Source organism: Ornithinibacillus massiliensis (assembly GCF_018310345.1).
Lineage (GTDB): Bacteria > Bacillota > Bacilli > Bacillales > Amphibacillaceae > Ornithinibacillus > Ornithinibacillus massiliensis.
This window is the reverse complement of sequence record NZ_JAGXBY010000001.1, coordinates 570,676-597,280: the sequence shown is the minus strand read 5'-3', so window position 1 is coordinate 597,280 and position 26,605 is coordinate 570,676. Positions and strand designations below refer to the sequence as shown.

The 26,605-nt window shown below is 37.8% G+C and carries 22 protein-coding genes; 8 read left to right on the top strand and 14 right to left on the bottom strand.

The window, feature by feature from the left end:
- Positions 1-660: 660 nt before the first annotated feature.
- The 6 genes from opp4A to KGF86_RS02875 form a co-directional block, all read right to left on the bottom strand.
- The gene (gene opp4A, locus KGF86_RS02900; protein ID WP_186868242.1) at positions 661-2,487 is read right to left on the bottom strand and encodes an oligopeptide ABC transporter substrate-binding protein; all 1,827 of its coding nucleotides are present in this window, start codon (positions 2,485-2,487) and stop codon (positions 661-663) included.
- An 83-nt stretch (positions 2,488-2,570) separates the two neighbouring features.
- Complete coding sequence (locus KGF86_RS02895) at positions 2,571-3,476, bottom strand: ABC transporter permease (RefSeq protein WP_186868241.1); 906 nt, start codon at positions 3,474-3,476, stop codon at positions 2,571-2,573.
- 26 nt (positions 3,477-3,502) lie between these two features.
- Positions 3,503-4,465: an oligopeptide ABC transporter permease gene (opp4B, locus tag KGF86_RS02890; RefSeq protein ID WP_186868240.1), complete on the bottom strand. Its 963-nt coding sequence runs from the start codon at positions 4,463-4,465 to the stop codon at positions 3,503-3,505.
- 4 nt (positions 4,466-4,469) lie between these two features.
- On the bottom strand, positions 4,470-5,402 hold the full coding sequence (locus KGF86_RS02885) for an ABC transporter ATP-binding protein (protein WP_186868239.1): 933 nt from the start codon (positions 5,400-5,402) through the stop codon (positions 4,470-4,472).
- Complete coding sequence (locus KGF86_RS02880) at positions 5,389-6,402, bottom strand: ABC transporter ATP-binding protein (RefSeq protein WP_186868238.1); 1,014 nt, start codon at positions 6,400-6,402, stop codon at positions 5,389-5,391. The genes KGF86_RS02885 and KGF86_RS02880 overlap by 14 nt, the downstream gene beginning before the upstream one ends.
- A 462-nt stretch (positions 6,403-6,864) precedes the next feature.
- On the bottom strand, positions 6,865-7,773 hold the full coding sequence (locus KGF86_RS02875; RefSeq protein ID WP_186868237.1) for a DUF1002 domain-containing protein: 909 nt from the start codon (positions 7,771-7,773) through the stop codon (positions 6,865-6,867).
- 276 nt (positions 7,774-8,049) lie between these two features.
- Between KGF86_RS02875 and KGF86_RS02870 the strand changes: the two genes are divergently transcribed.
- Positions 8,050-9,243: an MFS transporter gene (locus tag KGF86_RS02870; RefSeq protein ID WP_186868236.1), complete on the top strand. Its 1,194-nt coding sequence runs from the start codon at positions 8,050-8,052 to the stop codon at positions 9,241-9,243.
- Between the two features lie 109 nt (positions 9,244-9,352).
- Here KGF86_RS02870 and KGF86_RS02865 read toward each other — a convergent pair whose 3' ends face one another.
- Complete coding sequence (locus KGF86_RS02865) at positions 9,353-11,005, bottom strand: ABC transporter substrate-binding protein (RefSeq protein WP_186868235.1); 1,653 nt, start codon at positions 11,003-11,005, stop codon at positions 9,353-9,355.
- A 386-nt stretch (positions 11,006-11,391) separates the two neighbouring features.
- On the opposite strand from KGF86_RS02865, the gene KGF86_RS02860 reads away from it, so the two are divergent.
- The 6 genes from KGF86_RS02860 to KGF86_RS02835 all read left to right on the top strand — a co-directional run bounded on the left by KGF86_RS02860 (position 11,392) and on the right by KGF86_RS02835 (position 17,140).
- Complete coding sequence (locus KGF86_RS02860) at positions 11,392-12,288, top strand: ABC transporter permease (RefSeq protein WP_186868234.1); 897 nt, start codon at positions 11,392-11,394, stop codon at positions 12,286-12,288.
- 15 nt (positions 12,289-12,303) lie between these two features.
- Positions 12,304-13,260 carry an ABC transporter permease gene (locus KGF86_RS02855; protein WP_186868233.1) on the top strand — a complete coding sequence of 319 codons (957 nt, stop codon included), beginning with the start codon at positions 12,304-12,306 and terminating at the stop codon, positions 13,258-13,260.
- A gap of 35 nt (positions 13,261-13,295) precedes the next feature.
- Positions 13,296-14,327, top strand: coding sequence for an ABC transporter ATP-binding protein (locus KGF86_RS02850; RefSeq protein ID WP_186868232.1), 1,032 nt, complete (start codon positions 13,296-13,298; stop codon positions 14,325-14,327).
- Positions 14,308-15,324, top strand: a complete 1,017-nt coding sequence (locus KGF86_RS02845) for an ABC transporter ATP-binding protein (RefSeq protein WP_186868231.1) — start codon at positions 14,308-14,310, stop codon at positions 15,322-15,324. Before KGF86_RS02850 ends, KGF86_RS02845 begins: the two co-directional genes overlap by 20 nt.
- A 132-nt stretch (positions 15,325-15,456) precedes the next feature.
- Positions 15,457-16,809, top strand: a complete 1,353-nt coding sequence (locus tag KGF86_RS02840; RefSeq protein ID WP_186868230.1) for an MATE family efflux transporter — start codon at positions 15,457-15,459, stop codon at positions 16,807-16,809.
- Positions 16,810-16,894: 85 nt separating this feature from the next.
- Positions 16,895-17,140 (top strand): YuzB family protein, encoded by a 246-nt coding sequence (locus KGF86_RS02835; RefSeq protein ID WP_186868229.1) that lies wholly within the window; start codon positions 16,895-16,897, stop codon positions 17,138-17,140.
- A 67-nt stretch (positions 17,141-17,207) separates the two neighbouring features.
- Here KGF86_RS02835 and KGF86_RS02830 read toward each other — a convergent pair whose 3' ends face one another.
- The 7 genes from KGF86_RS02830 to KGF86_RS02800 all read right to left on the bottom strand — a co-directional run bounded on the left by KGF86_RS02830 (position 17,208) and on the right by KGF86_RS02800 (position 24,670).
- The gene (locus KGF86_RS02830) at positions 17,208-18,380 is read right to left on the bottom strand and encodes an iron-containing alcohol dehydrogenase (RefSeq protein ID WP_186868228.1); all 1,173 of its coding nucleotides are present in this window, start codon (positions 18,378-18,380) and stop codon (positions 17,208-17,210) included.
- Between the two features lie 13 nt (positions 18,381-18,393).
- Entirely contained in the window at positions 18,394-18,771 is a 378-nt protein-coding gene (locus KGF86_RS02825) for a RidA family protein (RefSeq protein ID WP_186868227.1), read from the bottom strand.
- 142 nt (positions 18,772-18,913) lie between these two features.
- Entirely contained in the window at positions 18,914-19,510 is a 597-nt protein-coding gene (locus tag KGF86_RS02820) for a lysozyme family protein (RefSeq protein ID WP_186868226.1), read from the bottom strand.
- Positions 19,511-19,648: 138 nt separating this feature from the next.
- Positions 19,649-20,998, bottom strand: coding sequence for an MATE family efflux transporter (locus tag KGF86_RS02815; protein ID WP_343221408.1), 1,350 nt, complete (start codon positions 20,996-20,998; stop codon positions 19,649-19,651).
- A gap of 97 nt (positions 20,999-21,095) precedes the next feature.
- The gene (locus KGF86_RS02810; protein ID WP_186868224.1) at positions 21,096-23,111 is read right to left on the bottom strand and encodes a TRAP transporter permease; all 2,016 of its coding nucleotides are present in this window, start codon (positions 23,109-23,111) and stop codon (positions 21,096-21,098) included.
- Positions 23,104-23,634: a DUF1850 domain-containing protein gene (locus KGF86_RS02805; protein WP_186868223.1), complete on the bottom strand. Its 531-nt coding sequence runs from the start codon at positions 23,632-23,634 to the stop codon at positions 23,104-23,106. The genes KGF86_RS02810 and KGF86_RS02805 overlap by 8 nt, the downstream gene beginning before the upstream one ends.
- Positions 23,635-23,722: 88 nt before the next feature.
- On the bottom strand, positions 23,723-24,670 hold the full coding sequence (locus tag KGF86_RS02800; RefSeq protein WP_211741107.1) for a TAXI family TRAP transporter solute-binding subunit: 948 nt from the start codon (positions 24,668-24,670) through the stop codon (positions 23,723-23,725).
- Positions 24,671-24,881: 211 nt separating this feature from the next.
- Here KGF86_RS02800 and KGF86_RS02795 point away from each other — a divergent pair, with 211 nt between their 5' ends.
- A complete protein-coding gene (locus tag KGF86_RS02795) occupies positions 24,882-26,501 on the top strand; it encodes a long-chain fatty acid--CoA ligase (RefSeq protein ID WP_211741106.1) in 1,620 nt (539 codons plus the stop codon).
- Positions 26,502-26,605 lie beyond the last annotated feature (104 nt).

The window sequence follows — 26,605 nt, the reverse complement described above, 5'->3', positions numbered from 1 at the left end:
CAAAAATTTAATATATAAATGTTTTATTAACATATTAAAGAGCAGATATTCATGTTGTATAGCGTCTAGTAGTGTCTGCCCCATTATTTATAGTATTAATTTTCCAAAAATTTAAGTCATTATCTATCACAGTAGATATGCCATTTCGCTACTTTCGTAATAAAACTGTAACATATTATTTATTTTTTTAAAGTATATATTATTTTCTGAGTTTTAACAAGCTTTTTTTTAACATTTTATTAAAAGTTTTTAGATAATTAGTTCTATTACTTATAGCTAAAAGCCGTTACATTGTTGATAATTATAGGGATTTATACGGAGAAGAATATAACTAAAAAAGCCCGGGTGGGGGCATCTCCTACCAGGGCGGAATCATCTTTCTCCTGTTTGGCTCATCTCCTCTCGGGGTGGGTTCATCTCTTCTGTTTGGGCTCATCTCTTCACAAGACGGACGCATCCTCCCGCTATTTGGGCCCATCTCCGCCCCACGTGGGCCTATCTCACCAAATTTCAGTCGCATGCTCCTTCAAGTAAAAATAAAAAACTCCCATTCGCTCATCTTTCTACGAATGGAAGTTTTTCTTATGCTAGCGGGAAAGTTTTTTAACCCTTCCTCTCTACCAAAAAAGAAGCCACTAAGTGACTTCTTTTTCGCTATTATTATTCAGCTGCTTCAGCTTTTTCTTCTGTTACACCAATTTGGTAACGTTGAAGATCTGATTCAGGATCAAGTGTATAGTTCGTTACACGGTTATTTACTGGAACAATTTTTGCACGATATAGAGTTGGGAACAACGGAATGTTATCAACCATTAGTTGTTGCCACTTGTCATATACTTCTTTACGATATTCTGTGTCCATTGCTTTCATAGAAGAACCTTCAGCTAATAGCTGATCATTTTCTTCATTAGTCCAACGTGGGTAGTTAGCATTTGAGTTCCCAGCAAAAATACCAGCAGGGTTTACATCAGTACCAGTACCCCAAGCACCTTGGAAAATATCAATTTCTGGATCATCTTCTTTTATACGATCATAGAATGAGTTGAATTCTAATAAACGACCATCAACTAATTGTACATTTAGACCTACTGCACCCCATGATTGGATGTAGTATTGAGCTAGTGGCTCAGCAGTATCTCCACCAGACATTGATGCAAAGTTAATAACTAATTTTTCACCGTCTGGAGTTTCACGGAATCCATCACCATCAACATCTTCATATCCAGCTTCATCTAGAATACGATTTGCTTCATCTGGATCGTGTGTTGGTGTTTCAATATCAGGATTATGATATTCTGGGAAGAATGGAATGATTAATGATGTTGCATTCCAACGTAACCCATTATAGAAGTTGTCACCAACTGCATTATTATCTACAGCATACCACATTGCACGGCGTAGGTTTACGTCCGCCATTTTAGCATTAGGGTCAACCTCTACTTGACCTTCTTCAGCATCCCATTTACCTAATTTAAAACCAATGTATGTGTATGCATTATCAATAGATCCTAAGAATTCAACATTAGACATGTTTGCATTATCTAGGAATTGATCTGTTGGAAAGCTATTGACCATGTCAACGCCACCAGTTTTTAATTCTTGAACTACTGTAGAAGGAGATACCACTTTCACTGTAACTTCTTCTAAAGCAGGTGTACCTCTCCAGTAGTCTTCATTTCTTTTTAATACAACAGACTCACCAGGTACAATTGATTCTACTTTATATGGTCCCATTCCGATCGGATTTTTACGAACCGCATCAGATTCTTCCATTTCTTTTACATCCATATCACCGAAGACATGTTTTGGTAATGCATATGGCCAAATTCCTCCAGTAATAAGAGAAGGACCACCTTCTTTAAAGGTAATTTGTAAAGTCTTATCATCAATTACCTTAATACCAGAAATGGTATCTGTTTCACCATCATGATACTCTTTCATTCCTTCAATGTTTTCAAAGTCAGATCCATAACGGATACCATCATAGTCCGGATGACCAATAACATAGTGAACAAATTCCCAATCCTCAGCAGTCACAGGTTCACCATCATGCCAGTTAACACCGTCTTTAATTTGTAAAGTGTACACTTTACCAGTGTCATCCACTTCCCAAGTGGCAGCACCATCTTGTGTGTAAGTATAGCTAGCATCTGAGTCAAATAAAGGCTCATCAAACCATGCAATTACTTCATAGTCAGGATTACCTGAATAGAAGTTGAAGTTAAATGTACCTTCTAGTACCGTATCTGACACGATACCATAAGTTAGTGAACCATTTTCAAGTTCTTCACCATTGTTTGAAGCAGTCATATTGAAATCGTCAATATGGAAGATACCATCTTCATTTGCTTCCGTGCTTTTGTTATCTTCTGAACCATTATCCCCTTTGTCCTCAGAAGACTCATTGTCACTACCGCCACCACATGCAGCAAGTGCAAGCAATAATACCAGCATAAGAGCTAAAAGCCATTTGCTTGTCTTTCTCATCATAGTTGCCTCCCTATTTTTATAGATATAGTTTTCCTTGGCCATCCCGTTGGCGCGGCCAAGGAGTAACAAGTACAGATTTTTTATCCTCTTCTTTGTCTTGCGTCTGTTGCACGTTTTAATGCTTGTCCAACATTATTAATAGACAACATTAGAAGTAAAATTAATACCGAAGCAGGCACCCAAATCCACCATCTATATTCTAATGTTTGTGGATTGGTTGCATAGCTTAATAATGTACCTAAACTAGGCGTGCTCTCTGGGAAACCAAATCCTAAGAATGATAGACCTGATTCTAGACCAATATTAGCAGCTAAGTTTAATGTCATCGTTACAATAATAAGTGAGCTACAGTTTGGTAGTAATTGTGTAAAGATAATTTTGAAATTAGAGCTACCAAGTGTTTTCGATGCTTGGATATAATCTAATTCCTTTTCCTGTAAAGCCTTCGATCTGATCAAACGGGCAATTCCCATCCAGAGAAATGCCGTCATAATGAGAGAGAAGGTCCATACACTATACTTTGGTACAATTGCAACGAATGCAATGACAATCATCGTAAACGGTAGGATTAAGAAGAAATCCAAAATACGCATCATGATATTATCAATATGACCACCAAAGTAACCAGCGATTAAACCATAGGCTATCCCAATAATTCCCGTCATAGCTGTTACAAGTAATGCAATCGATAAGGAATTCTTTGTCCCAATAATTAATTGTCCAAAGATGTCACGACCACCGTAATCAGTACCTAAGATAAAATCTTCACCCGGCGGCTCATAGATGGATAACAAGTCTACTGTTACAATTTCATCTTGGTCTAATATAAGGGATGTACCATATACAAATGCCATAATTAAGATTAAGAAGATTAAAGAGATTAATGCTAGCTTATCTCGAACTAGCTCACGCCAGATTATACTCATACCAGAAGGACTTTTTATCGGTTCCTTCGTTTTCAATTCTTCTGCTTTATTGTTTTCCATTTATTTCACCTCACGATTACCTATTCTTATTTAATACGAATTCTTGGATCTACAATACTTAAGATAATGTCAGATAATAATGCCCCAACAATCGATGCAACACCGAATAATAATGTAGTTGCAGTTAATACCGTGTAATCACGTAAGCTAATGGATTCTACTAATAATTGACCCATTCCCGGATATCCAAAAATGTTCTCAATGAAAATAGAGCCACCAATTAACCCCGTAATCTCAAATCCAAAGAATGCCGCAATCGGTAAAAGTGAGTTTCTTAAAATATGGCGATTATAGACTCGTCTCTCAGAAGCCCCTTTTGCTCTAGCTGTTAAAATGAAGTCTTTGTGCTTCGTATCAACAATTTCATTACGTAAATATTGAATCGTACTATATGTTGTAATTAGTGCCATGGACAATGCTGGTAGTAACAAGTGATAAAGTTTGCTCATAAAGTAGTCAAACGTTCCAGGTTCAAGCCCCGGTGTTACACTACCACTAGTTGGGAACCAACCTAATTGGAAACCGAATAACCAAAGCATTACAAGTGCAAAAATGAATAATGGTGTAGCAAAGCCAACATACGTATAACCAGTAATCAATTGATCACGCCATGTATCATTGTATCGGCCACTAACAATACCTAGTGGAATAGCGATCAGATAGGTGAAGAGTAATGTTGCTACCGATAACCAGAATGTATTGACAATACGTTGCCCAATTAGTTCTGTAACAGGCATTTTAAAACGGAACGATTGTCCTAAATCACCCTGAAGCACGCCTCCCATCCATCTTACGTACTGTTCATGCCATGGGTCATTCCAACCCAAATTTTCACGAATCTCTTCCAGTCTTTTTGGATCAACATTCGGGTCAATTTGCCCTGATAGTGCATCCCCTGGCATTAATTGTGCTAGTACGAAAATTAAAATACTAAGAACAATTAATTGAGGAATCATAATTAATGTACGACGTAATGTAAATTTCCACATATTATCAACCTTTCTCAGGTAAAGCCACTAAATGCGTGTCAGACACTGGCTGTAATTTATAGGCTAAACCTTCCTCATCAAAGTAATCATTGTAGGATTGTTCGTATTCCATTTTTACTTCTTCACGGAATTGACGTTTTTCCTCACGTTTTTTAGGATCAATATCCGGAATTGCCGCCACTAAGCGCTTCGTATAAATATGCTGAGGATTGTTAAAGATGTCCTCTGCAGTACCTGCTTCCACATAGCGACCTTTGTACATAATTCCGATATCATCACACATGTGCTTGATTACTCCTAAGTCATGGCTAATAAACAGATATGTTAAATCAAGTTCCTTTTGAATCTCTTTCATAAAGTTTAATACTTGAGCTTGCACCGAAACATCTAGTGCTGAAACTGGCTCGTCCGCAATAATAAGTTTTGGTTTTAATGCGATTGCTCTAGCGATACCAATACGTTGACGTTGCCCACCTGAGAATTCATGGGGATATTTTAAAATACTTTCAGGACTTAATCCGACTAGCTCCAATAATTCTTGTACTCTCTTACGCTCTTCTTTACGAGTTAAATTTTCAAAGTTACGTAGCGGTTCAGATACGATGTCTACCACACGTTTTTTCGGGTTTAATGATGAATATGGGTCTTGAAAAATCATTTGAATATTTTTACGCGCTTCGGAACGGCCACGTGCAATATTCGTTATATCCTGACCATCAAACATAACTTTTCCGGATGTAATCGTATTTAAACCGATAATGGATCTACCAGTAGTTGTTTTACCAGAACCAGATTCTCCTACTAAACCATATGTCTTTCCTTTTTCTAAAGTGAATGATACCCCATCAACAGCCTTTATATGTCCCACTGTTCTACCGAAAATACCACCCTTTATTGGAAAGTGAACTTTTAAATCATTTACCTCAAGATAAGACATGTTGTTCCTCCTTGCTTTCATCAGGGAAGCTAAAGTGCTTGTAGCATGTACAACGAACATGGTGCCCTGGTGTTACTTCTTTTAGTTCCGGATTTTTTTCATGTGCTGATTCATCTACCCAAGGTATTCGAGCACTGAAACGACAACCTTCTCTTGGCAGATTCTGAAGGGAAGGTACAATCCCTTGAATAACATGTAATTGATCCTGTTTTGTATTACCATTCGGTACGGAATTCAATAATGATCTTGTGTATGGATGTAATGGATTTTCAAATAGTGTTTGTACATCTGCAATTTCAACAACTTGTCCAGCATACATTACTGCTACTCGGTCTGCCATCTCAGCAACTACCCCTAGATCATGGGTGATAAGAATAATACCTGAATCCATTTCATCTTTAAGCTTATTGATCAAATCTAAAATTTGTGATTGGATCGTAACGTCTAGTGCTGTTGTTGGCTCATCTGCAATTAGTAGTTCGGGCTCATTTGCGATTGCCATTGCTATCATGACACGTTGACGCATACCACCTGACAATTCATGTGGGAACTGATTAATAACATGTTCCGCACGAGGGATACCAACCTTATTCAATAAATCTAATACTTTTGCTCTACGTTCATTCTTGGACATATTCTTATTGTGTAGAAATAAGGTTTCTCCAATCTGCTCGCCAACCTCCATTAATGGGTTCAATGAAGTTAGTGGATCCTGAAATATCATACCTAAATCTTTACCGCGTACCTTGTTTAATTCTGAAGGAGTCATTTTGGCAATGTTCTTGCCTTTATATAAGATTTCTCCTTCAATCTTCGCACGAGTATGAAGACCCATTATGGAGAATGCTAAAGCACTTTTACCACAACCAGATTCTCCAACAATGGCAAGAACTTCATTCTTATTAACAGTTAAAGATAAATTATCCACCGCAGCATGGTAATCGTCTTTGATACGGAATGAAGTTTTTAAATTTTTGATTTCTAGAAGTTTTTCTGACATTTTTTATCCCCCTATTTATAATTGTAGGCCCAAGACATTATGCCTTTTTAGGGTGTACTTTTTCACAGTATTTATGATATAGGCTAATCTTAATATTGTTTAAATTATTCTGATAATTTAGTGTTATTGGAATTACGTGATGAAAACTATTATACTACCAAACTTTTTAGATTGCACGTCAAATTTAAAAAAAGATTAAAAAAACTTTCACGGTAATATTTTGTAAAACTCCCAAAAACCTATGTATATCAACGGTTTTAAGGCTATTTTTATTTCGACAAATTTCTTCATATTTTTTAACAACCTTGTAGTCTATTTGTATTATGATTAAATCTTCTAAATATTTAGTGTCGTTAAATAATTGATTATTTAGTATAGTACTAATCATTTTAACTTTCTAACGTACAAAAAAGGAGCACATCCTCAATGGAATGTACTCCTTTCACGCTTCCCATATTGGTATTATCCAAATAATCCAGAGAAAAACTGCCCTATAGCTTCAAATAGTTTTTTGAAGAAGCTTCCTACATTGTCCCAAAATCCTTCATCTGCTAAAATATCCTCTATTTTACCTTGGACTTTTGATGCAATATCGTTTAGCTGATTCTTCACTTGATCAAAATTAATATCTAAATTACGCATTTTCTCAAACAAATTAATTAATAACTGACGGTCTTCATCACTTAATTTTATTTCCAATTTACTCAACTGCTCTTGTACGATTCTTTCGATATCTTCTATAGATGCTGGGTTTTGTTCCGCAATAGCTTGCTTGATTTGCGTAATTAAATCACTTACTTGTTCAGATGTTAGTCCTGCGTCTTTCACAAGGTCTGTTGCGACATTTAACTCCTCATTAGCAAGCTCCATACGTTCTTTATCGAGCTCTACCCCTCCGACATCGTAAGCCTTATATATACCAGTCAAGGCAGAATGGCCAGTAACTTTGACAGGGGATGCAACAACAACCGTCGCATTCTCAACTCCAGCTGTTAGCAGTGCATTTGCGTACATTTCACTTGTTACTTCTGTAATATTATCAGGAGTGATAATGGATACATTGAGCCCCACTCCCTCTTCTTCTATTGTTATTTTCGCCGAGGAGAACATTCGAGAATTCGGATTTCCTCCGATATATTTAGCCAAGTCTTCCCCTGTTACAGTGAAAATATCAACCATATCAGGGTTCGTTACTTCTAACAGGTCCTCCGTCTGTGCTTTTTGTTCGTCTGTTAAATTACCTCCATAAACAACAATCGGCACGCCAAGCTTTTCATTTATTGCCTCATCCGCACTCACAGGAATGACAAAGGCTGCAAATAAACTCACAATTAATGTATACAATACTGTTAGCTTCATAAATCGTTTCATTCGTATACCCCTTTCTAGCTTATTAGAATGCTTGTCTTAAAAAATATTATTCTCTTACATTGATTATACCCAATATAACAAAAATATCACTATTTTAACTGAAAAACTAATACTATATGGAAAAATTTTCATTCTTCCTTATCTGCCTATGTAAGAATTAATACTTTAAATTTATTTCGGTTTCCGGTATATTTAGGTTATCGAAATAATTATACAGAAAGAAGGCAAAAACCAATTAGTACGGAAAACTCCAATGCAACACGTAATTTAGTAATCATGTGGTTTGCCAACTTCTTTATTGCCGGAAGTACCACAATGGTAATCCCCTTTCTTTCCTTGTATATAGATTCATTTGGAAATTTCTCTGATGTCTATGTTCAGAATTGGTCTGGCTGGGTATTTCTCGTTACCTTTATCGCTGCATTTATTTTTGCACCAATCTGGGGTAGAGTTGGGGATAAATATGGAAGAAAAAAACTATTAATCTTCTTTGCAAGTGGGATAGGATTATCTGTATTTTTAATGGGATTCGCTACAAATGTTTGGCAATTATTTATACTCCGTCTTTTCATGGGAATTTTCACCGGTTTTATTCCGATGTCACAAGCCCTTATTGCTACGCAAACTCCTAAGAACATAGCAGGAAAGGTACTTGGCACATTACAAACTGGTAGTATAACTGGAACACTGATGGGCCCACTTTTAGGCGGAGCATTAGCAGATGCATTCGGTTATTCGGCTACATTTAAATGGGTCGCTATTACCATTATTCTTTCCGGACTTATTGTTTTATTCGGTATTAGGGAAGAACGTTTCGAATTTGCTACCGACAAAGAACATAAAGCATATTCCAGGAAGGAAGTTATTTTGCATATAATAAGACATCCAATTTTATTAGTTGTCATGCTCATTTCTGCTTTAGTACAAATTGCGCACTTCTCTGTACAACCGATTCTCTCGTTGTACGTGGAAGAAATTCATGGTCCCGCTAATATAGCATTTTTCTCGGGTATTGCATTCTCTGCAGCCGGACTAGGTAATTTACTGATGTCCAGAAAATGGGGCAAATTAGGAGATCAACATGGGTATATAAAAATATTAATCGCCCTTCTTTTCATGGCGGGTATTGTTTATATACCGGGAGCGTTTGTCACATCTATTTGGCAACTTGTCATAGTTCGTTTCTTATTGGGCGTTTCTATCGGAGGAATTATTCCTTTAAGAATGGCTTATATCCGCCAAGAGGCACCGTTATCCATGCAAGGGGAAGTATTAGGATACAATACAAGTCTCCGGTTCCTCGGCAATATAATTGGTCCCGCACTCGGAGGATTAATTGCTGCGTTTAATGGCATATCCACTGTTTTCTATGTAACTAGTGGACTATTAATTTTAAGTGGAGGATTTCTTCTATTCGCTTGGTATCGTTACGAGTACACAGTAGAGAAAACTCATTCGTTATCACAGTAGAAACGACAGTTCAATAGAAGATCATCATCTCAACTAGAAGCATTCATACTTTTTTTTAAAAAAGGACGGTATTCTTTAATAAGAATACCGTCTTTCTACTATTATATTACTATTCAGTTAATGTAACATTTTGCAAACGAAGGATACCAGTCGGATCTTGAATTAATCCCTGTACCTTATCGCTAACACCTAATAAGTATTCTTGGTGATGGATATATAGCATTGGTGCTATATCGACAAGCATTTCTTGAATTTGTCTATATAGCTCTGCTCTTTCTTCCGCATCAGATGTTTGACGAGCCTCATCAAGTAATGCATCTAACTCTGGGTCTTTTGTGAAAGTACGGTTACCAGGTTCACCGACATTGTCAGAGTGTAGCAAAGCATATAGTCCGTAGTCCGCGTCACCTGTAACGGTCGACCAACCAAGAATGAACATATCATGCTCTCCATTAGCTGTTTGATCCAAGTATGCCCCCCACTCCATAACTTCTATCTGAACCTCAATACCAAATTCTTTTAATTGTGCTTGAACATTGGTAGCCATGTCCATACGTTCACGGTTATCATTAGTCCAAAGTGTAGTCGAGAACCCGTCTTCAAAGCCTGCTTCAGCAAGGAGCTCTTTTGCCTTTTCTGGATCATATTCCAAACCAGGTACATTTGGATCATATCCAAATACGTCCGGTGCTAATGGTCCAATGGCAGGAATTCCTACACCATTATAAATACCATCAATGATTTGCGACCTGTCAATCGCCATATTTATTGCTTGGCGGACCCGAGGGTCATTAAATGGTTCTTTTTCCATATTAAATCCAACATAAGATAAACTTACACTTCCTTGTGTATTAACATGTAATCCATCTGTATTTTCAATTTCTGCTACATCTGAAGGACTTAACGGGTCAGAAATATGAGAATCTCCTGTTCTTAGCTCTGCTACTCTTGTTAAATCTTCAGAAACAACTTTAAAGGTAACAGAATCTAATTTTGCCGGTTCTCCCCAATAATCATCATTCCGAACTAACTTAATATGCTGACCAGGTACCCATTCTTCAAATTTAAAGAAGCCTGTGCCCACTGGGTTTTCATTAATCACACTACCTGGTTCTTCCCCTGCTTCCATTGCAGCATAGTCTTCCTCAATTAATTTAGGGGACACCATTGCTCCACCATTATGTGCTAAGTGGGCTGGAAGTGGAGAGAATGGAAATTCTGTCGTAAATCGAACCGTATAGTCATCCACCACTTCAATATCTGTAACCATACTATATAAGAAAGAACGTGGCGATGCGACATCTTCATCAAGTACTCTTTCGATATTCATTTTTACTACTTCCGCATTAAAGTCTGATCCATCATGGAACTTAACTCCCTCACGAAGCTTAAACTCCCATACATTATCTTCTACAAGTTCCCAGCTTTCAGCTAGACTTGGCTGCAATTCCATATTTTGATCCTGTTTAACTAAAGATTCATAAATATTAGCAGCAACATTACTGGAAGGTACATCGTTAGATCCAGCAGGGTCTAATGAAACAGCATCAGAAGAGTTTGCAATAACTAAGTCATTACCACCACTTTGACCATCGGTTTCACCACTGTCTGTTGTATCCTCGCCGTTGTCAGCTGGTTCCTCTGTATCACCATCATCTGTTGGTGAACCATTTTCATTTGGTTCGCTTGCACATGCTACAAGTACAAAACTCAGCATTAGCACTGTTGCAAGAAAAACGAGTAATCTTTTTGACAAATTCACTTGTTTATACCCCCATTTCGTTTTAGTAGACACTCATAGAAATATAAAGTGTCTGAATATTGCAGATACATATTAATATATATGATAGTAGTACAAATTACAAGACTATTTTTTTAATTATTTATTGTCATAATAAACTATGATGATATAATAGTATAAATCAATGGAATAAACAGATAATTATAACTTGATAGAAAGGCGCAGGGCACTCGCATTAGACATACAGAAGGGACTAAGCCTTAGGAAATGAAGGAAACACGACGACTGTAGAGAGTCGATGTTGACTTATCGTACCGAGGTGAAGGAAGTCTGCTAGTCTCAGGTGCCCGGAGCTAGGCATCTCTGTTTATACTTCTTATCTCTCTAGAAAGGGTGTAAATTGCATTATGGGACAACCATTACAAAATCAACCTTCTATTTATGAACAACATCGAAATGTGCAAGTTCATCGTATGAAAACCTTCCTAAAGAAATTTAGGAAAAACAAAGCCGCTGTAATTGGAGGAATTCTCCTCTTCTTTTTTATTTTAGTTTCCCTTATCGGGCCTTATTTTGTACCTTATCCCGAAGATTCAGGTGATCTTGTAAACAAATTAGCTCCCCCTTCCGCCGACCACTGGTTTGGAACCGATCACCATGGTAGAGATATTTTCAGTCGGATTATCGAAGGAATGTCTATTACATTAAGAGTCGGCTTTTCTTCCGTTATATTAGGAGCGATTGTTGGAACCGTAATAGGAATTATATCCGGATATTATGGAGGACGTGTAGATTCAATTATTATGCGTTGTATGGATGTTCTACTAGCATTTCCAGGTATACTGCTAGCCTTAGCAATTGTTAGTGTACTAGGTGGAAGCATACAAAATGTTATTATTGCTATCGCTATATTTTCGATTCCTGTATTTGCAAGAATTGTTAGAGGCTCAACGTTAGCAGTGAAAAAGCTGGAGTACATTGATGCTGTAAAAGCACTTGGAGCAAGTGACTTACGAATTATCTTTAAACACATCTTACCGAATACCTTGTCACCTCTTATTGTTCAAATAACATTAAGTATTGCTACTGCAATCTTAACTGCTACCGGCTTATCGTTCTTAGGACTCGGGGCAAAACCTCCAATCCCAGAATGGGGAGCAATGTTAAGTGATGGACGTAACTATTTGTATAGTGCGCCACATGTCTCTTTCTTTCCGGGAATCGCTATTGTCATCGTCGTTATAGCCTTTAATATCCTAGGAGATGGGTTAAGAGATGCATTTGATCCAAAATCAAAAAAATAGAGAGGGTGCAGTAGATTGTTCGTATTTATTATTCGACGTGTACTTCAAACAATCCCAGTATTATTAGGTGTAACATTAATCGTATTTAGCCTATTACATCTTGTACCTGGGGACCCGGCACAAATTATGGCGGGTGAAAGTGCACCAAAAGAACAAGTAGAAAATATTCGTGAACGGTTAGGTCTTAACGATCCGTATCATGTACAATATTGGAATTATTTATCTAATCTTCTACAAGGGGATTTAGGAAATTCAATTCGAACTGGTCGAGATGTAACATCTGAAATCAGTGTGCGTATTTTGGTTACAGTAGAACTAGCTTTTTATAGTATTGTACTTAGCATCTTCTTAGGATTGATTGCCGGGATTGTTTCCGCTGTTAAGCAATATTCTATCCGGGATGTTTCCTTAATGATTATTGCTCTATTTGGTCTATCCATGCCAAATTTCTGGTTAGGGTTAATGTTAATACAATGGTTCGCTATTGGTTTAGACTTACCGAGTTGGGTACCATTTTTCGATAACACGGCATGGTTTAAGCCATCCGGCTGGGGAAGCTTTGAACAAGTAGTCCTGCCAGTCATTACATTAGGAACCGGTGGAGCAGCCATTATCGCTCGAATGACGAGATCAAGTATGCTAGAAGTTATTGATCAAGATTATATCCGAACTGCACGTGCAAAAGGCGCAAAAGAACGAGTCGTCATTTATCGACATGCACTTAAAAATGCTTTAATCCCTGTCGTTACTGTTGTTGGTCTTCAATTTGGATCCCTATTAGGTGGAACTGTTTTAACAGAGACCGTCTTTGCTATTAATGGAATGGGGAAATTAGTCATTGATTCTATCCAAGCACGGGACTTTCCACTCGTTCAAGGTACCGTATTAGTTGCTGCTTTACTCTTTGTACTAGTAAATCTAATTGTCGATATTACCTATCGTTATCTCAATAAACGTATTGACTTAAATTAACCGTAGTTTTATTAGCTTAGAAAGGTGTGACAGGAATGACCGTTCAATCTGTATATGAGAATATATTAGAAATAAACAATCTCCAAACATCCTTTTTCACGGAGGAGGTAGAAGTAAAAGCTGTCGACGGAGTATCGTTTAGCCTGCCAAAAGGAAAAACACTTGGGATTGTTGGAGAGTCAGGATCGGGTAAGAGTATTACATCCCTATCTATTCTTCGTTTAATTGATAGTCCAGGAAAAATAGTCGGCGGTGAAATTATCTTTAAGGGAGAAAACCTATTGGAAAAATCGAATAACGAAATGAGAAAAATCCGCGGTAACGAAATATCGATGATTTTCCAAGAGCCTATGACATCTTTAAATCCAACTTATACAATTGGTCAGCAAATAAGTGAAGCTTATAAAATTCATGAAAGACTAAACAAAGCGGAAGCTCGAAAAAAATCGATTGAAATGCTTAAGCTTGTAGGGATTCCATCTCCAGAAAAGCGCATTAACCAATACCCTCATGAGCTTTCCGGTGGTATGAGGCAACGTGTTATGATTGCCATTGCGCTCGCTTGCAATCCAGACTTACTTATAGCAGATGAACCTACCACTGCATTAGATGTAACGATACAAGCACAAATACTAGAATTGATAAAGGACTTACAAAAAAGATTAAATATGTCTGTCCTGCTCATCACTCACGATTTAGGCGTAGTAGCCGAAACTTGTGATTATGTAGCAGTCATGTATTGCGGAAAAGTAGTGGAATATGCTGATGTGAAAACATTATTCAAAGAACCGAAGCATCCATACACTGTTGGGCTAATCAACTCACTACCATCACATGATGAGGATATTGAAGGCGATTTACCAATTATTAAAGGTACCGTCCCCAGCCCCACAGAGCTTCCATCTGGATGTCGCTTCGCACCGCGCTGTCCGTATGCAACAGAAATGTGTAATAGCTTACCTGAATTAATCGTAGATGAACATAATCATCAAGCACGCTGCTGGATTTATTCAGATGAATGGGAAGGAACTACGGAGGTGAAGAGGCATGCGGAAAGAAATTCTTAAAGTAAAGGATTTGAAGCAGCATTTTCCAATCAAGGGTGGAATATTCGGAAGAACTATTAACCATGTTAAGGCTGTCGATGGTGTGTCATTTTCCGTCTATGAAGGAGAGACCGTAAGTATCGTTGGGGAATCTGGATGTGGTAAATCTACTACAGGAAGAGCTATCTTGCGTTTAGATGAACCTACCAGTGGGCATGTCGAATTTGATGGTAAGGACCTATTAGCATTGCGTAAAAGCGAAATGCGTAAAGAAAGAAAAAATATACAAGTAATCTTTCAAGATCCGTATGCGTCCCTTAATCCAAGGCAAACTGTAAGAGAGATTTTAAGGGAAGCCATGTCCATTCAACGTACTGTTCCTAAAGAAAAACAAAACAAACGAATACTTGAGTTAATGGAAATCGTCGGACTTGGAAAACATCAAATCGATCGATTCCCACATGAATTCAGCGGTGGGCAACGTCAACGAATTGGTATTGCTCGTGCACTAGCAGTAGAGCCTCAATTGATTATATGTGATGAGGCAGTCTCCGCTTTAGACGTATCCATTCAAGCTCAAGTTATTAATCTATTGAAAAAGCTGCAACGAGAATTTAACCTTACGTACTTATTTATTTCTCATGATTTAGGGGTTGTAAGACATATATCCGATCGTATTATCGTCATGTATTTAGGCAAAATTGTAGAAATCGCTGATAAAAAGTCTCTGTTCACTAATCCACAGCATCCCTATACAAAATCATTATTATCTGCCATACCAAGTATTGATCCTGATAAAAAGCGGGAGCGAGTTATCCTAACTGGTGATGTTCCCTCCCCTATTAATCCACCTACTGGATGCAGATTCCATACGAGATGTCCTTTCGCGACAGAAAGATGCGCAAAAGAAATACCCGAGCTACGCGATACAGGGCAAGGTGAGAATGGCCACCAGGCCGCTTGTCATTACTTAGAAGAAATCGGTACAGGGCTCATGCAGCCAACAAATGCGCGTTAATCTAATGATAATCCATTGCTCTCCAGAATACTGGAGGGCAATTTTTTCTTTCTAACAAATAATCAAAAATATCTTCCTATTTGTAAAGATTCATTGTAAACTATTTCTATTGATTAGAAGGAAGGGTACAGCTTGGATAAACAAAACACAAAAAATTTAACGTTATTTGCGATTACTTGGCCAATCTTCATTGAATTACTCCTCCATATGTTAATGGGGAATGCAGATACTTTAATGCTAAGTCAATACTCCGATAATGCGGTAGCTGCTGTTGGGGTTGGAAACCAAATTTTATCAGTTGTGATCGTAATGTTTGGCTTTGTAGCACAAGGGGCAGCAGTTCTAATCGCCCAAAATATAGGAGCAGAAAAGCCTAAAACAGCTGGTCAAATTGCTCTAAATGCCTTAAGTATGAACCTAATATTTTCATTAGTATTAAGTATTGCCTTATTCATATGGGCAGAACCTATATTAGCCTTAATGGACCTACCACATGAACTAATGGATGAAGGCTTAGCCTATATGCAAATTGTCGGTGGATTAATTTTCGTTCAAGCGTTAATTATGACTACCGGAGCTATTTTACGAAGCTATGGCTATACGAAGGATACCATGGTTGTTACCATCATCATGAACATCATTAATGTGATTGGGAACTACTTTGTTATCTTTGGCCCGTTTGGGTTTCCAATACTAGGTGTTGAAGGGGTTGCCTATTCAACAGCTATCAGTCGATTTATTGGATTTATTGCACTCGTCATCCTCTTAGTTAAACGTACGCGTGGGGATTTAAACTTTGCAAATTTATTCCGTTACGAAAAAAATCATGTTAAGAGCCTATTGAAAATCGGCGTCCCCTCTGCTGGAGAGCAATTGTCTTATAATGCAAGCCAAATGGTAATCACCTACTTTGTTGCCCAGTTAGGAACAATTGCAATTACAACGAAAGTGTACACGCAAAATATTATGATGTTTATCTTTCTATTTTCCGTTGCCATTGGCCAAGGCACCCAAATACTTATTGGTCATATGATTGGAGCAGGGAAAATTGAGGATGCCTATGTACGGGCCCTAAAGAGCTTAAGAATTTCCATCTTTATTTCACTAGCAACTGCAGGTGTTATATACCTTGTAGCTAAACCATTCTTAGGCATCTTTACCGATAATGGCTCCATCATTGAAGCAGGTACGGTATTGCTGTTAATGACGGTTGTACTGGAACCAGGTAGAGCATTTAATTTAATCATGATCAGTTCTTTACGTTCAGCAGGTGATGTTAAATTTCCTGTGTATATCGGAATACTAGTAATGTGGGGCATTAGTGTTACCTTTGCATGGTTCTTCGGTATTTTCTTAGGTCTTGGACTAATTGGAATATGGATTGGATTTATTGCTGATGAATGGTTACGCGGAGTCCTAATGCTACGACGTTGGAAACAAAGAAACTGGGTTAGAATGAGCTTCGTTGACAAGACTAATTCCTAATGATGAGCACGAATATTGAAATGATGAATTGGCAATGCTATCATTCAATCATTCCTTTTAATCTCTTGAAAGAAAGTGATATGTAATGGGTATAGTTGTTGTCGAAATCTGTGATGGTAATGCTATTACCACACTAAATTTAGAAGAAATATTAGAAAAAGAGTTCCCTGAGGTTGCTGTTCTAACCTCTGACTGTCTATCTTTTTGCGGTTTATGCCGAGTAAAACCGTACGCATTAGTTAACAACAGACGCATCTTCGGAAAAACACCAGAAGAATGCTTAGATAAAATTCGTGCAGCTATTAAAGAAGAACTAGCCATCTATCAATAGGCTAGTTCTTCTTTTTAAATTCGACATTATTTATTACCTGGGAAATAATATGTCACTTTTTTGTATTTTATAAGCTTGCTTTGAAAATTTCTATCGAATCTTGTTTCGTTAACTTTTTAAAATTCCCATACGCTGGATTTGCTACCACTGTTTTTTCAGCCATCAATTCAACAGTGCTTTCATCAATATCATAATCCGTAAGTTTGGATGGGGCACCGATGCTATTCCAGAATTCACGAAGTTTATTAATACCTTCTATTGCTACTTCACGATCTGTTTTTCCTTCTGCATCAACTTGGAATACTCTTTCAGCAAGTTGTTTAAAGCGTAATACATTACTATCATCTAATACATGCTTCATCCAGTTCGGGAATAGGATGGCTAATCCTCCACCGTGTGGGATATCATGTACTGCACTTACTGCATGCTCTAGATTATGGGTTGCCCAATCTCCGCGAAATCCCATGTTTAACATATTATTAAGAGCTAGAGTACCTGCTAGCATAATGGTTTCTCTATACTCATAGTTTTCAAGGTCTTCTAATAGCTTCGGTGCAGTTTCCATCACTGTGATGAGAATAGACTCACAGAAACGGTCCTGTATGAGAGTATTCGTTTCCTGATGGAAATAATGCTCCAATACATGGGACATCATATCAACAATACCATAAATAGTCTGATCCTTTGGTACAGAGAAAGTATGTACTGGATCTAGAATAGAGAATTTAGGATAGGTGTATGGTGCTGCTCCCCAACCATGCTTTTCATTCGTTTCCCAATTCGTAATAACCGAGCCACTATTCATTTCTGAGCCTGTTGCAGAAAGAGTTAATACAGTTCCAAATGGCAGTGCATCTGTCGCTGAAGCTTTCTTCGTAACAATATCCCACATATCAATATCTGTTTTCGCACCAACTGCTATCGCTTTCGTACAATCAATCGTACTTCCGCCACCAACTGCAAGTAAGAAATCTATCCCCTCTTGCTTACAAATTTCTACTCCTTTACGAACTGTTGATATTCTAGGATTCGGTTCTACTCCTGCCAGTTCAAATACTTCTGCGTTTATTTCAGCTAATTTTGCTACCACATTATCGTAAACACCATTACGTTTAATGCTTCCTCCACCATATACGATTAACACTTTAGTACCATATTGTTTTACTTGCTCTGGAAGCGCATTTAGCTGCCCTTTTCCAAAGATTAATTTAGTTGGATTATAATATAAAAAATTATCCATTAGCATGTCCTCCTTATGATTTCACTACGATTGCATCTATTTCAACTAGCACATCCTTTGGTAGGCGACTTACTTCAATAGTAGCACGTGCTGGATAAGGCTTTTGTAGGTAACTACCATAAATATCATTGACGGTAGCAAAGTCATCCATCGAAGTTAAATAAATAGTAAACTTGGCGACCTGTGAAAAATCAGTCTCAGCTTCAGCAAGTATATGCTTTAAATTTTCCATAACTTGCTTAGTTTGTGCTTCTATGCCAGATACAACCTCACCAGTTGCTGGATTTATTCCAATTTGGCCGGATACAAATAGTAGATTTCCAGCATCAATAGCTTGAGAATATGGTCCAATCGCTGCTGGTGCTTTTTCTGTAAATATTTCCTTAACCATTAGCACTCCTCCTTCTTTTTCATTACTAATTGCCCAACTACTAAAGTCGACATATAGTAGGGGAAACTCGTTTCTAGACTTACTAATCTAATTTTATAAGGTCCCTTCCTTTAAAACAACTATTTGGTTTATTCCTAATTCGTCACGAAGAAACATTTAGTTCCTCTAAATAGCCCATAACAGATCTTACATAATAAATATCCCCATAGCATGCGTTATATTGTTTTGCTTCTTCCCTTAAACATGTATAGATTGACTTATCTGGTGCGTTTTCATACATTTCTTGCGAGAATGCAATAGCCGCCTCCAATGAATATGCTCCGGTGGTGTTGTGGACATATTGAATAAAACCTTTACCAAAATTGTAGGACTGAACCGCAAGTTCAACATCAAAATCTGCTGCTTTCAATGTTTCCGAGAAATAGTATACCCCTTGCTTAACAGAAAGCTCCGGATCATCAATACAACCTCTTTGGCCACAGTAGCTCTCCGAAGATTGCATTGGGTCTGTGCCCCTACCTCCGGATTCCTGCATCATCATGGCTAACATAACATTCACATAAGAGGCGACTTGATATTCTTCCGCATACTTTTCAACTAATGGCTTGTATTGCAGTACATCATTACTCACTCTCGGCTCTGGTTTCGCTGTGAATACCGAAAGTAGTATAAATATCGTAACTAGTATAGCAACAACATATATTGTCTGTTTGATTGCCTTTTTTGTTTGCTTTCTCATTCTTCTCCATCAACCCATATAAAGTAATATAGTTATCCACAACTACATTGACCTCCTCTGTCAATATATCGTGTTTTTTGTCTATTATCGATACAAAATATTGCGTTTATCCATAGGCTATCCACATTTTGTGCATAACTAGCCTCGTTTTCTCTGTTTAAACAACACCTTTTCTCTCCATTTCCCAAATCTAAAGTAAAGGTAAGCAAACACACTACTGATTATAAAGCTAACTCCCATACCAACCGCTATACCGGTATCTCCAATAAGCTTGGAGAACAAGAATGTTAGTGGATATCTGAGTACCCAGAATGAAAGCACATTAAGTACTAATACGGGATACATGGCACCCGCTGCTCGCACTACACCATTTAGAATAAAGTTTATCCCCAAGAACGGATAGCATAATGCAATGATTTTTAAGTACTGAGTAGCGAATTGAACCGCATCTTCCTCTTGAATAAATAATCGCACCGCATATTCCGCAAACAGGACAACAAGCAACCCAACAGCAACCATAACAGCGAAGTTATACACTACACCATATCTAGCAATTTTATTAACCCGCTCCCAATTCTTCACTCCAATATTCTGTCCCGCCATACTACCTACAGCGGTCCCTAGAGCATGTGCTGGAAGCATAATAATGCTATCTAATCGCTGGGCTGCTCCAAATCCACCAACAACAGAGGAGCCAAACGTCGTGACAACGCTCATAATGGCCGCTGAACCAGCTGAGATGACAGACATTTGCAATCCGGACGGAATACCGAGATGTAAGATGAGTTTAATTTCTCCCCAATGCGGGATTGTAGGTAATGTAAATGGTGCTAGCTTTTTCCGTAACACATGAATAATTCCATAAAGGAATGCAAAGCCTTGAGAAACAATGGTTGCAATAGCAGCACCTTTTACCCCAAGATCAAATACTGCGATGAATAGTGGGTCCATGAATAAATTTAATAGGACGGCTATCATGACAAATCGGAGTGGTGTTTTACTATCTCCCAATGCTCGTAATACTGTACTAATAAAATTATAACCAAACAGGAATAGCATCCCTAGGAAATTAATCTGTAAATAAGTGGTTGCAAGATTTAATATCTCGCTTGGCGTACCTAATAAGGTTAATAACCCTTCTGCAAAGATAAATCCGATTAATCCCAACGAAATAGACATAATGGAAAGTAATACAACGAATGCATTTAAGTATCGTTTTAAACCGTCTGTATTTTTCTTTCCTTTTTGTTGGGAGAGAATCGTAAGAGCAGCATTATTGAGTCCAATAATAAAAGCTAAAACAGTAAATATAATCGTACCAGAAACCGCTATAGCTCCTAGCGCATCCGCACCTAGTAAATTACCAACCCACAGACTATCGACTAATTGATAAGATGTTTGAAGCAAGTTGGCAAGCATAATCGGTCCAGAAAAAACCATCAATTGCCGCCATATATTGCCTTCCGTAAAATCATGTTGTGTTTTCACTTGAAAACAACCTTTCATATTCTAATTACTCATTTATTGTACCATTTGAATAGCAAAAGGGAAGATTTCTCGCTTCGAGAAACCTCCCCTTCCTATATTACTTGCTTTCTACCTGTACTTGTTCTTGTTCACCTGAACCTCGGTTACCTCTAAAGATAAACTGATATGCAAGTAAGGCTACAAATATGACTAACCCAATAATATCAGTATGACCTTCTGGGTACATAAGCATTAGACCTGTTAATACAGATATAATTCTTTCCACTTTATTTAAACGTTTATACCAGTAGCCGATTAGACCAGCACCTATCGCAATCATTCCCGTTAATGCTGTAATTAGAATCCAAATAACACCACCAATAGTAGTGTCTATCATGAGCATCTCTGGATTTAATACGAACATATACGGAATTATAAAGGCTGCAATTGCCAGCTTCGAAGCATTAAAACCAGTTCTAATCGGTTCCCCACCCGATATTCCGGATGCTGCAAAAGCAGCCAATGCCACAGGCGGAGTAATATCTGCCACAATACCGAAGTAAAATACAAACATATGAGCAGCTAATACTGGTATCGCAAACTCAAGTTGATTACTAACTGCTAAAATAGCTGGTAAAGCTATTGTTGAGGTAATAATATAGTTCGCCGTAGTAGGTGAACCCATACCTAAGATAATGGAAGCGATCATAGTAAAGAATAGGGTTAATAATAATTGAACATTGATATTGGACGTTAGTGCACCTGCAATATCAACAATTCCATTACCAAGCTTTAAACCTAAGCCTGTCTTCGTCACAACCCCAACAATAATACCTGCACTTGCAGTAGCAGCAGCAACACCTAACGCTGTACGAGCACCGGATGTTAAAGCATCCACAAACTTCCTAGGTGTCATTCGTGTTTCTTTTAAGAACATGCTTACGATAATCGCAGCTAGAATACCTAATAATGCTGTTCTATTAATTGAATATCCCATAAATAAAAATACAATGATTATTAAGATGGGAAGCAACAAGTGAATTTTCTTCAGAACTTCTAATTTATTTGGAATTTCACTTTCAGGTAGTCCGGTTAACCCGATTTTCTTTGCCTCTAAGTGAGTCATAATCCAAATTCCAGCAAAATAAAGAATCGCAGGAATTAAAGCCGCCTTGGCAATATCCCAATAAGGAACACCCGCAAATTCAATCATTAAGAAAGCAGCAGCCCCCATAATCGGTGGCATAATTTGTCCACCGGTTGAAGAAGCAGCTTCTACCGCTCCGGCAAATTCTTTACGGTAGCCGAGGCGTTTCATTAATGGAATCGTATATGCACCTGTTGTCACGGTGTTGGCTACAGAACTACCAGAGATCGTACCATTAAGGGCACTAGAGAAAATCGCTACTTTAGCCGGTCCTCCAGTTCTTCTACCAGCTAGGGAGATTGCTAAATCATTAAAGTATGTTCCAACTCCCGTCTTCACAAGAAATGCACCGAATAATAGGAATAAGAAAATATACGTAGATGACACTTTCAACGGTGTACCAAGGATACCCTCTGTTGTAAAGAACATCGTATTAATTAATTGGTTTAAGCTTAGTCCTCTATGCGCTAACATTCCTGGCATATATGGACCTAATAATGCATATAATAAAGCCGCACCAGCAATAATGGTTATTGGAAGTCCAACTGCACGTCTAGTTGCCTCCAATGTAAGTAGGATTGCAATCCCACCAACTATCATTTGAGCAGTAGATATGGATCCAATACTCTGAACGATTTCATCATAGAATAACGGCCAATATAAACATACGATAAACGATAATAAAGCTAATATATAATCATACCAAGCTATCTTTCTCTTATTCCCACTTTTCTTAGATGGAAACAATAGAAAAATGAGGACTAGTGCAAAACCTAAGTGGATAGTTCGTTGAATATAAGCTGTGTATGCACCAAAGTATCCTGTATATAGCTGGAACAACGAAAATGATAACAATAGAACAAATACAATAATGGCGGCAATGCCTGTTAATCGACGTGTATTTGATTCTTGATCATATTTTTGTAATAGGGCTTCTTGCTCTTCTGGTGTTAATTCATCTTTTGTGTGTACATTTTTTTCACTCATGAATTTTCACTCCTTTCAATAGTTGCCATAATGAAAGCTTATCGACTTTCAAGGTAAACCTAGCACCTGGTTCGAAGTAGTCTTTTAACCAAACCATACGCTCGGCTTCCTCACCCCATACTAATCGATGTCTTGGTACTACTTTACCATTTCGCATTTGGATAGATGGAAACACACGATTCATGTCTTTTATATGTATTTTTCCATCCTCATATACGAAAGTTCCACCATCACTATCATTCGCAGGCATGCCAATCCCATAATGCTCATAAATGATTTCATTTTGCCTAATCGAATCATCTGGTAAAACCTCATAAAGTTCGACTACATCTGTTAAGTGAATGGAATGTGTAAAAATAATTTGAAATGAGTCCCCTTCTTCAATAGGAAGGTATGCCTCAACTTGGCTTGTATTCTGTTTATAGAATACTAAGGCAGTTCGGAAAGGAACAAAAAGTATCAATGATAGGACTAACAGTAGGAGATAACCAATAATGTATTGCTTCTTAAAATACTTTGCCAATAAATCACAACCTAAAAATGGACAGCCGGCTATAAAGCCCTATTCAGGCAAAAAGCCGGCTATTCCATCTTACTATATTTTTATCTAATTAGTCTAGTAATCCTTCTTCTTTGAAGTATTTTTCTGCTCCTGGATGGAAGTCAACTCCAATTCCATCTAGTGCAGTATCTTTCGTTACTAACTTCCCTTTATCATGTGTGATATCGCCTGCATTATCGTAGATAGCTTTCGTAATTTCGTAAACTTCATCATCTGATAATGTGTCTGCAACTGCAAGCATTGCCAGAACCGCAACAGTAGTTATTTCATCAGATACACCAGTATACGTATCAGCAGGAATGGTATCTACTGCATAATATGGGTGATCAGCAATTAAAGCATCGATTTTGTCTTGGGCGATTGGAACAATCGAAATATCAGTTGTTGCTGCTAACCCTTCTACACTACCAGTAGGAGTACCAGCCGTAATAAATGCTGCATCAATATTTCCATCTTGAATTCCATCAGTAGATTCATCAAAACTTAAGTTTTGTGGTTGAATATCTGTTTCGATATCTAATCCGTGAATTTCTAGAATTTGTTGTGCATTAACATACGTACCAGATCCTGGTGCACCAACAGATACTCGCTTACCTGCTAAATCTTCTACAGATGTAATACCAGAGTTAGCTGTTGTTACGATTTGAATTGTTTCTGGATATAAAGAACCAATTGCTAATACGTTATCAACTGCACTTCCTTCGAATAAGTTAACGCCCTCTACCGCATTTGCCATGACGTCTGTTTGTGTAAATGCAAGGTCTGCGTCTCCAGAAGCAAGGTCAGAAATGTTATCCGCCGATGCGTTTGAAGCTGATGCCGTAACTGTTAAATCCGTATTATCTGAAATAATACTAGCAAGTTGTCCTCCTAGTGGGTAGTATGTACCACCAGTACCGCCAGTTAACATAGTTAACTGTTTACTTCCACCACATGCAGCTAGTGCTAATGATAGAACTAGTAAGACAGCTAACGATAGAATATACTTCTTTTTCATGTAAATCTCCCCCTTAATAAATTCCTAAATCATATTTTACTTAATAATACCTAATATTGTCAAACTATTGGTAAAAGTGAAAGCCGTTTCAACAAGGACGAACTGAAGTACGACAAGGATTACAGTCAAATATTAATTTTATTACAAATTATCAAAATAATATGATATTATATAGACATATCCCTATATTATATTAAAGGAGATGATACGTATGATGCAAGTTTCATTATCGGTAGGCTCATTATTAGAGCATGCTGAGAATTTTTTCCCAAAGAAAGAAGTAATCTCTCAGACCCATGACAAGCTACATCGACTAAACTATGGTGAAATTGGTCAACGTACTAGAAGGTTAATGAGCGCACTTCATGAGATAGGTATTCAAGATGGAGATCGTGTTGGGACACTGGCATGGAATCACCACCGACATTTAGAAATTTACTTCGCTGCACCAGGAATGGGGGCTGTCTTACATACGATTAATATTCGGTTATCCCCGGAAGATATCATTTATATCATTAATCATGCAGAGGATAAAATATTATTTGTTGATGAAGATATACTACCTCTTATTGAACATATTTACACACATTTGACTACTGTAGAAGCTTTTGTTGTCATGACCGATAAAGCCGAGCTCCCTAATTCTACTATTCAACCACTCTACTCCTACGAAGAACTTCTATCAACTGGTGATCCAGCCTATGAATTCACAAAAGATATTGATGAAAATCAACCCGCAGGAATGTGCTATACATCCGCTACTACCGGAAAGCCAAAGGGAGTTGTGTATTCTCATCGTGCTATTGTTTTGCATAGCTTTGCGTTAGGACTTGCTGATACTGCAGCAATCTCAGAATCCGATGTTGCGATGCCTGTTGTACCACAGTTTCACGTCAATGCATGGGGACTCCCATTTGCTAGTACATGGTTCGGCACCACACAAGTAATGCCCGGACCTCGCTTTACTCCAAAACGATTAGCAGAATTTATTGAACGGTTTCATGTTACGATTACAGCAGGTGTACCAACCATTTGGCTCGGATTACTCAAAGAGCTAGAACAAGGAAGCTATGAAACATCAAGCCTACGAGCAGTATTATGCGGAGGATCTGCAGCACCTCTAGGCTTAATAAAAGCATTTGAGGAAAAATATCAAATTCCTTTTTACCATGCCTATGGAGCAACAGAGACTACTCCTCTAGCTACAGTTTCACGTCTTAAAAGCTATCAACAGAATCTCTCACCAGAAGATAAATTTAAAGAGCGTGCCAGACAAGGAATTCTTGTTCCTGGACTTCAAATGAAGGTCGTAGGTGGAGAGGGTGAGATTGAATGGAATGGAAAAGAAATGGGCGAACTACTCTTACGAGGGCCATGGATTGCAGACGAATATTATAAAGACACTAGGAGTGGCGAAGCTTTTAAGGATGGTTGGTTCCATACGGGAGATGTTGTTACGGTCGATGAAGAAGGAACTATTAAAGTCGTAGACCGTACAAAGGATTTAATAAAAAGTGGCGGAGAATGGATTTCTTCGGTTGAAATTGAAAACGCTATCATTGCGCATGATGCCGTATTCGAAGCTAGTGTTGTAGCGATGCCAGATGAAAAATGGCAAGAAAGACCGATTGCATGTGTTGTCCTCCATGAGGGATATGAGAATAAGATAAAAAAAGAAGATATTATCGAATTTATAACACCACAGTTTCCAAAATGGTGGTTACCAGACGATGTTCTATTCTTTGAGGAAATACCTAAATCATCTGTTGGAAAGTTCCTTAAACGAGAACTCCGTGAACAAGTGAAAGCAAGGTATAGTCCTCAAGGGTAATAGATATCGATTCATAGGAGTCTATTCGTTGAGATTCCTATGAATTTTCCTGCAAACTTCCACCGCTTATTAACTTGACAATATTATGAAAATTCCTTAGAATA

Coding starts and splice junctions, on each gene's coding strand:
- KGF86_RS02860 (WP_186868234.1), top strand. CDS start 11,392: ATGGGACAACCATTACAAAATCAACCTTCTATTTATGAACAACATCGA.
- KGF86_RS02845 (WP_186868231.1), top strand. CDS start 14,308: ATGCGGAAAGAAATTCTTAAAGTAAAGGATTTGAAGCAGCATTTTCCA.
- opp4A (WP_186868242.1), bottom strand. CDS start 2,487: ATGAGAAAGACAAGCAAATGGCTTTTAGCTCTTATGCTGGTATTATTG.
- KGF86_RS02880 (WP_186868238.1), bottom strand. CDS start 6,402: ATGTCAGAAAAACTTCTAGAAATCAAAAATTTAAAAACTTCATTCCGT.
- KGF86_RS02875 (WP_186868237.1), bottom strand. CDS start 7,773: ATGAAACGATTTATGAAGCTAACAGTATTGTATACATTAATTGTGAGT.
- KGF86_RS02800 (WP_211741107.1), bottom strand. CDS start 24,670: ATGAAAAAGAAGTATATTCTATCGTTAGCTGTCTTACTAGTTCTATCA.
- KGF86_RS02825 (WP_186868227.1), bottom strand. CDS start 18,771: ATGGTTAAGGAAATATTTACAGAAAAAGCACCAGCAGCGATTGGACCA.
- KGF86_RS02835 (WP_186868229.1), top strand. CDS start 16,895: ATGGGTATAGTTGTTGTCGAAATCTGTGATGGTAATGCTATTACCACA.
- KGF86_RS02885 (WP_186868239.1), bottom strand. CDS start 5,402: ATGTCTTATCTTGAGGTAAATGATTTAAAAGTTCACTTTCCAATAAAG.
- KGF86_RS02795 (WP_211741106.1), top strand. CDS start 24,882: ATGATGCAAGTTTCATTATCGGTAGGCTCATTATTAGAGCATGCTGAG.
- KGF86_RS02810 (WP_186868224.1), bottom strand. CDS start 23,111: ATGAGTGAAAAAAATGTACACACAAAAGATGAATTAACACCAGAAGAG.
- KGF86_RS02830 (WP_186868228.1), bottom strand. CDS start 18,380: ATGGATAATTTTTTATATTATAATCCAACTAAATTAATCTTTGGAAAA.
- opp4B (WP_186868240.1), bottom strand. CDS start 4,465: ATGTGGAAATTTACATTACGTCGTACATTAATTATGATTCCTCAATTA.
- KGF86_RS02820 (WP_186868226.1), bottom strand. CDS start 19,510: ATGAGAAAGCAAACAAAAAAGGCAATCAAACAGACAATATATGTTGTT.
- KGF86_RS02870 (WP_186868236.1), top strand. CDS start 8,050: ATGTGGTTTGCCAACTTCTTTATTGCCGGAAGTACCACAATGGTAATC.
- KGF86_RS02895 (WP_186868241.1), bottom strand. CDS start 3,476: ATGGAAAACAATAAAGCAGAAGAATTGAAAACGAAGGAACCGATAAAA.
- KGF86_RS02850 (WP_186868232.1), top strand. CDS start 13,296: ATGACCGTTCAATCTGTATATGAGAATATATTAGAAATAAACAATCTC.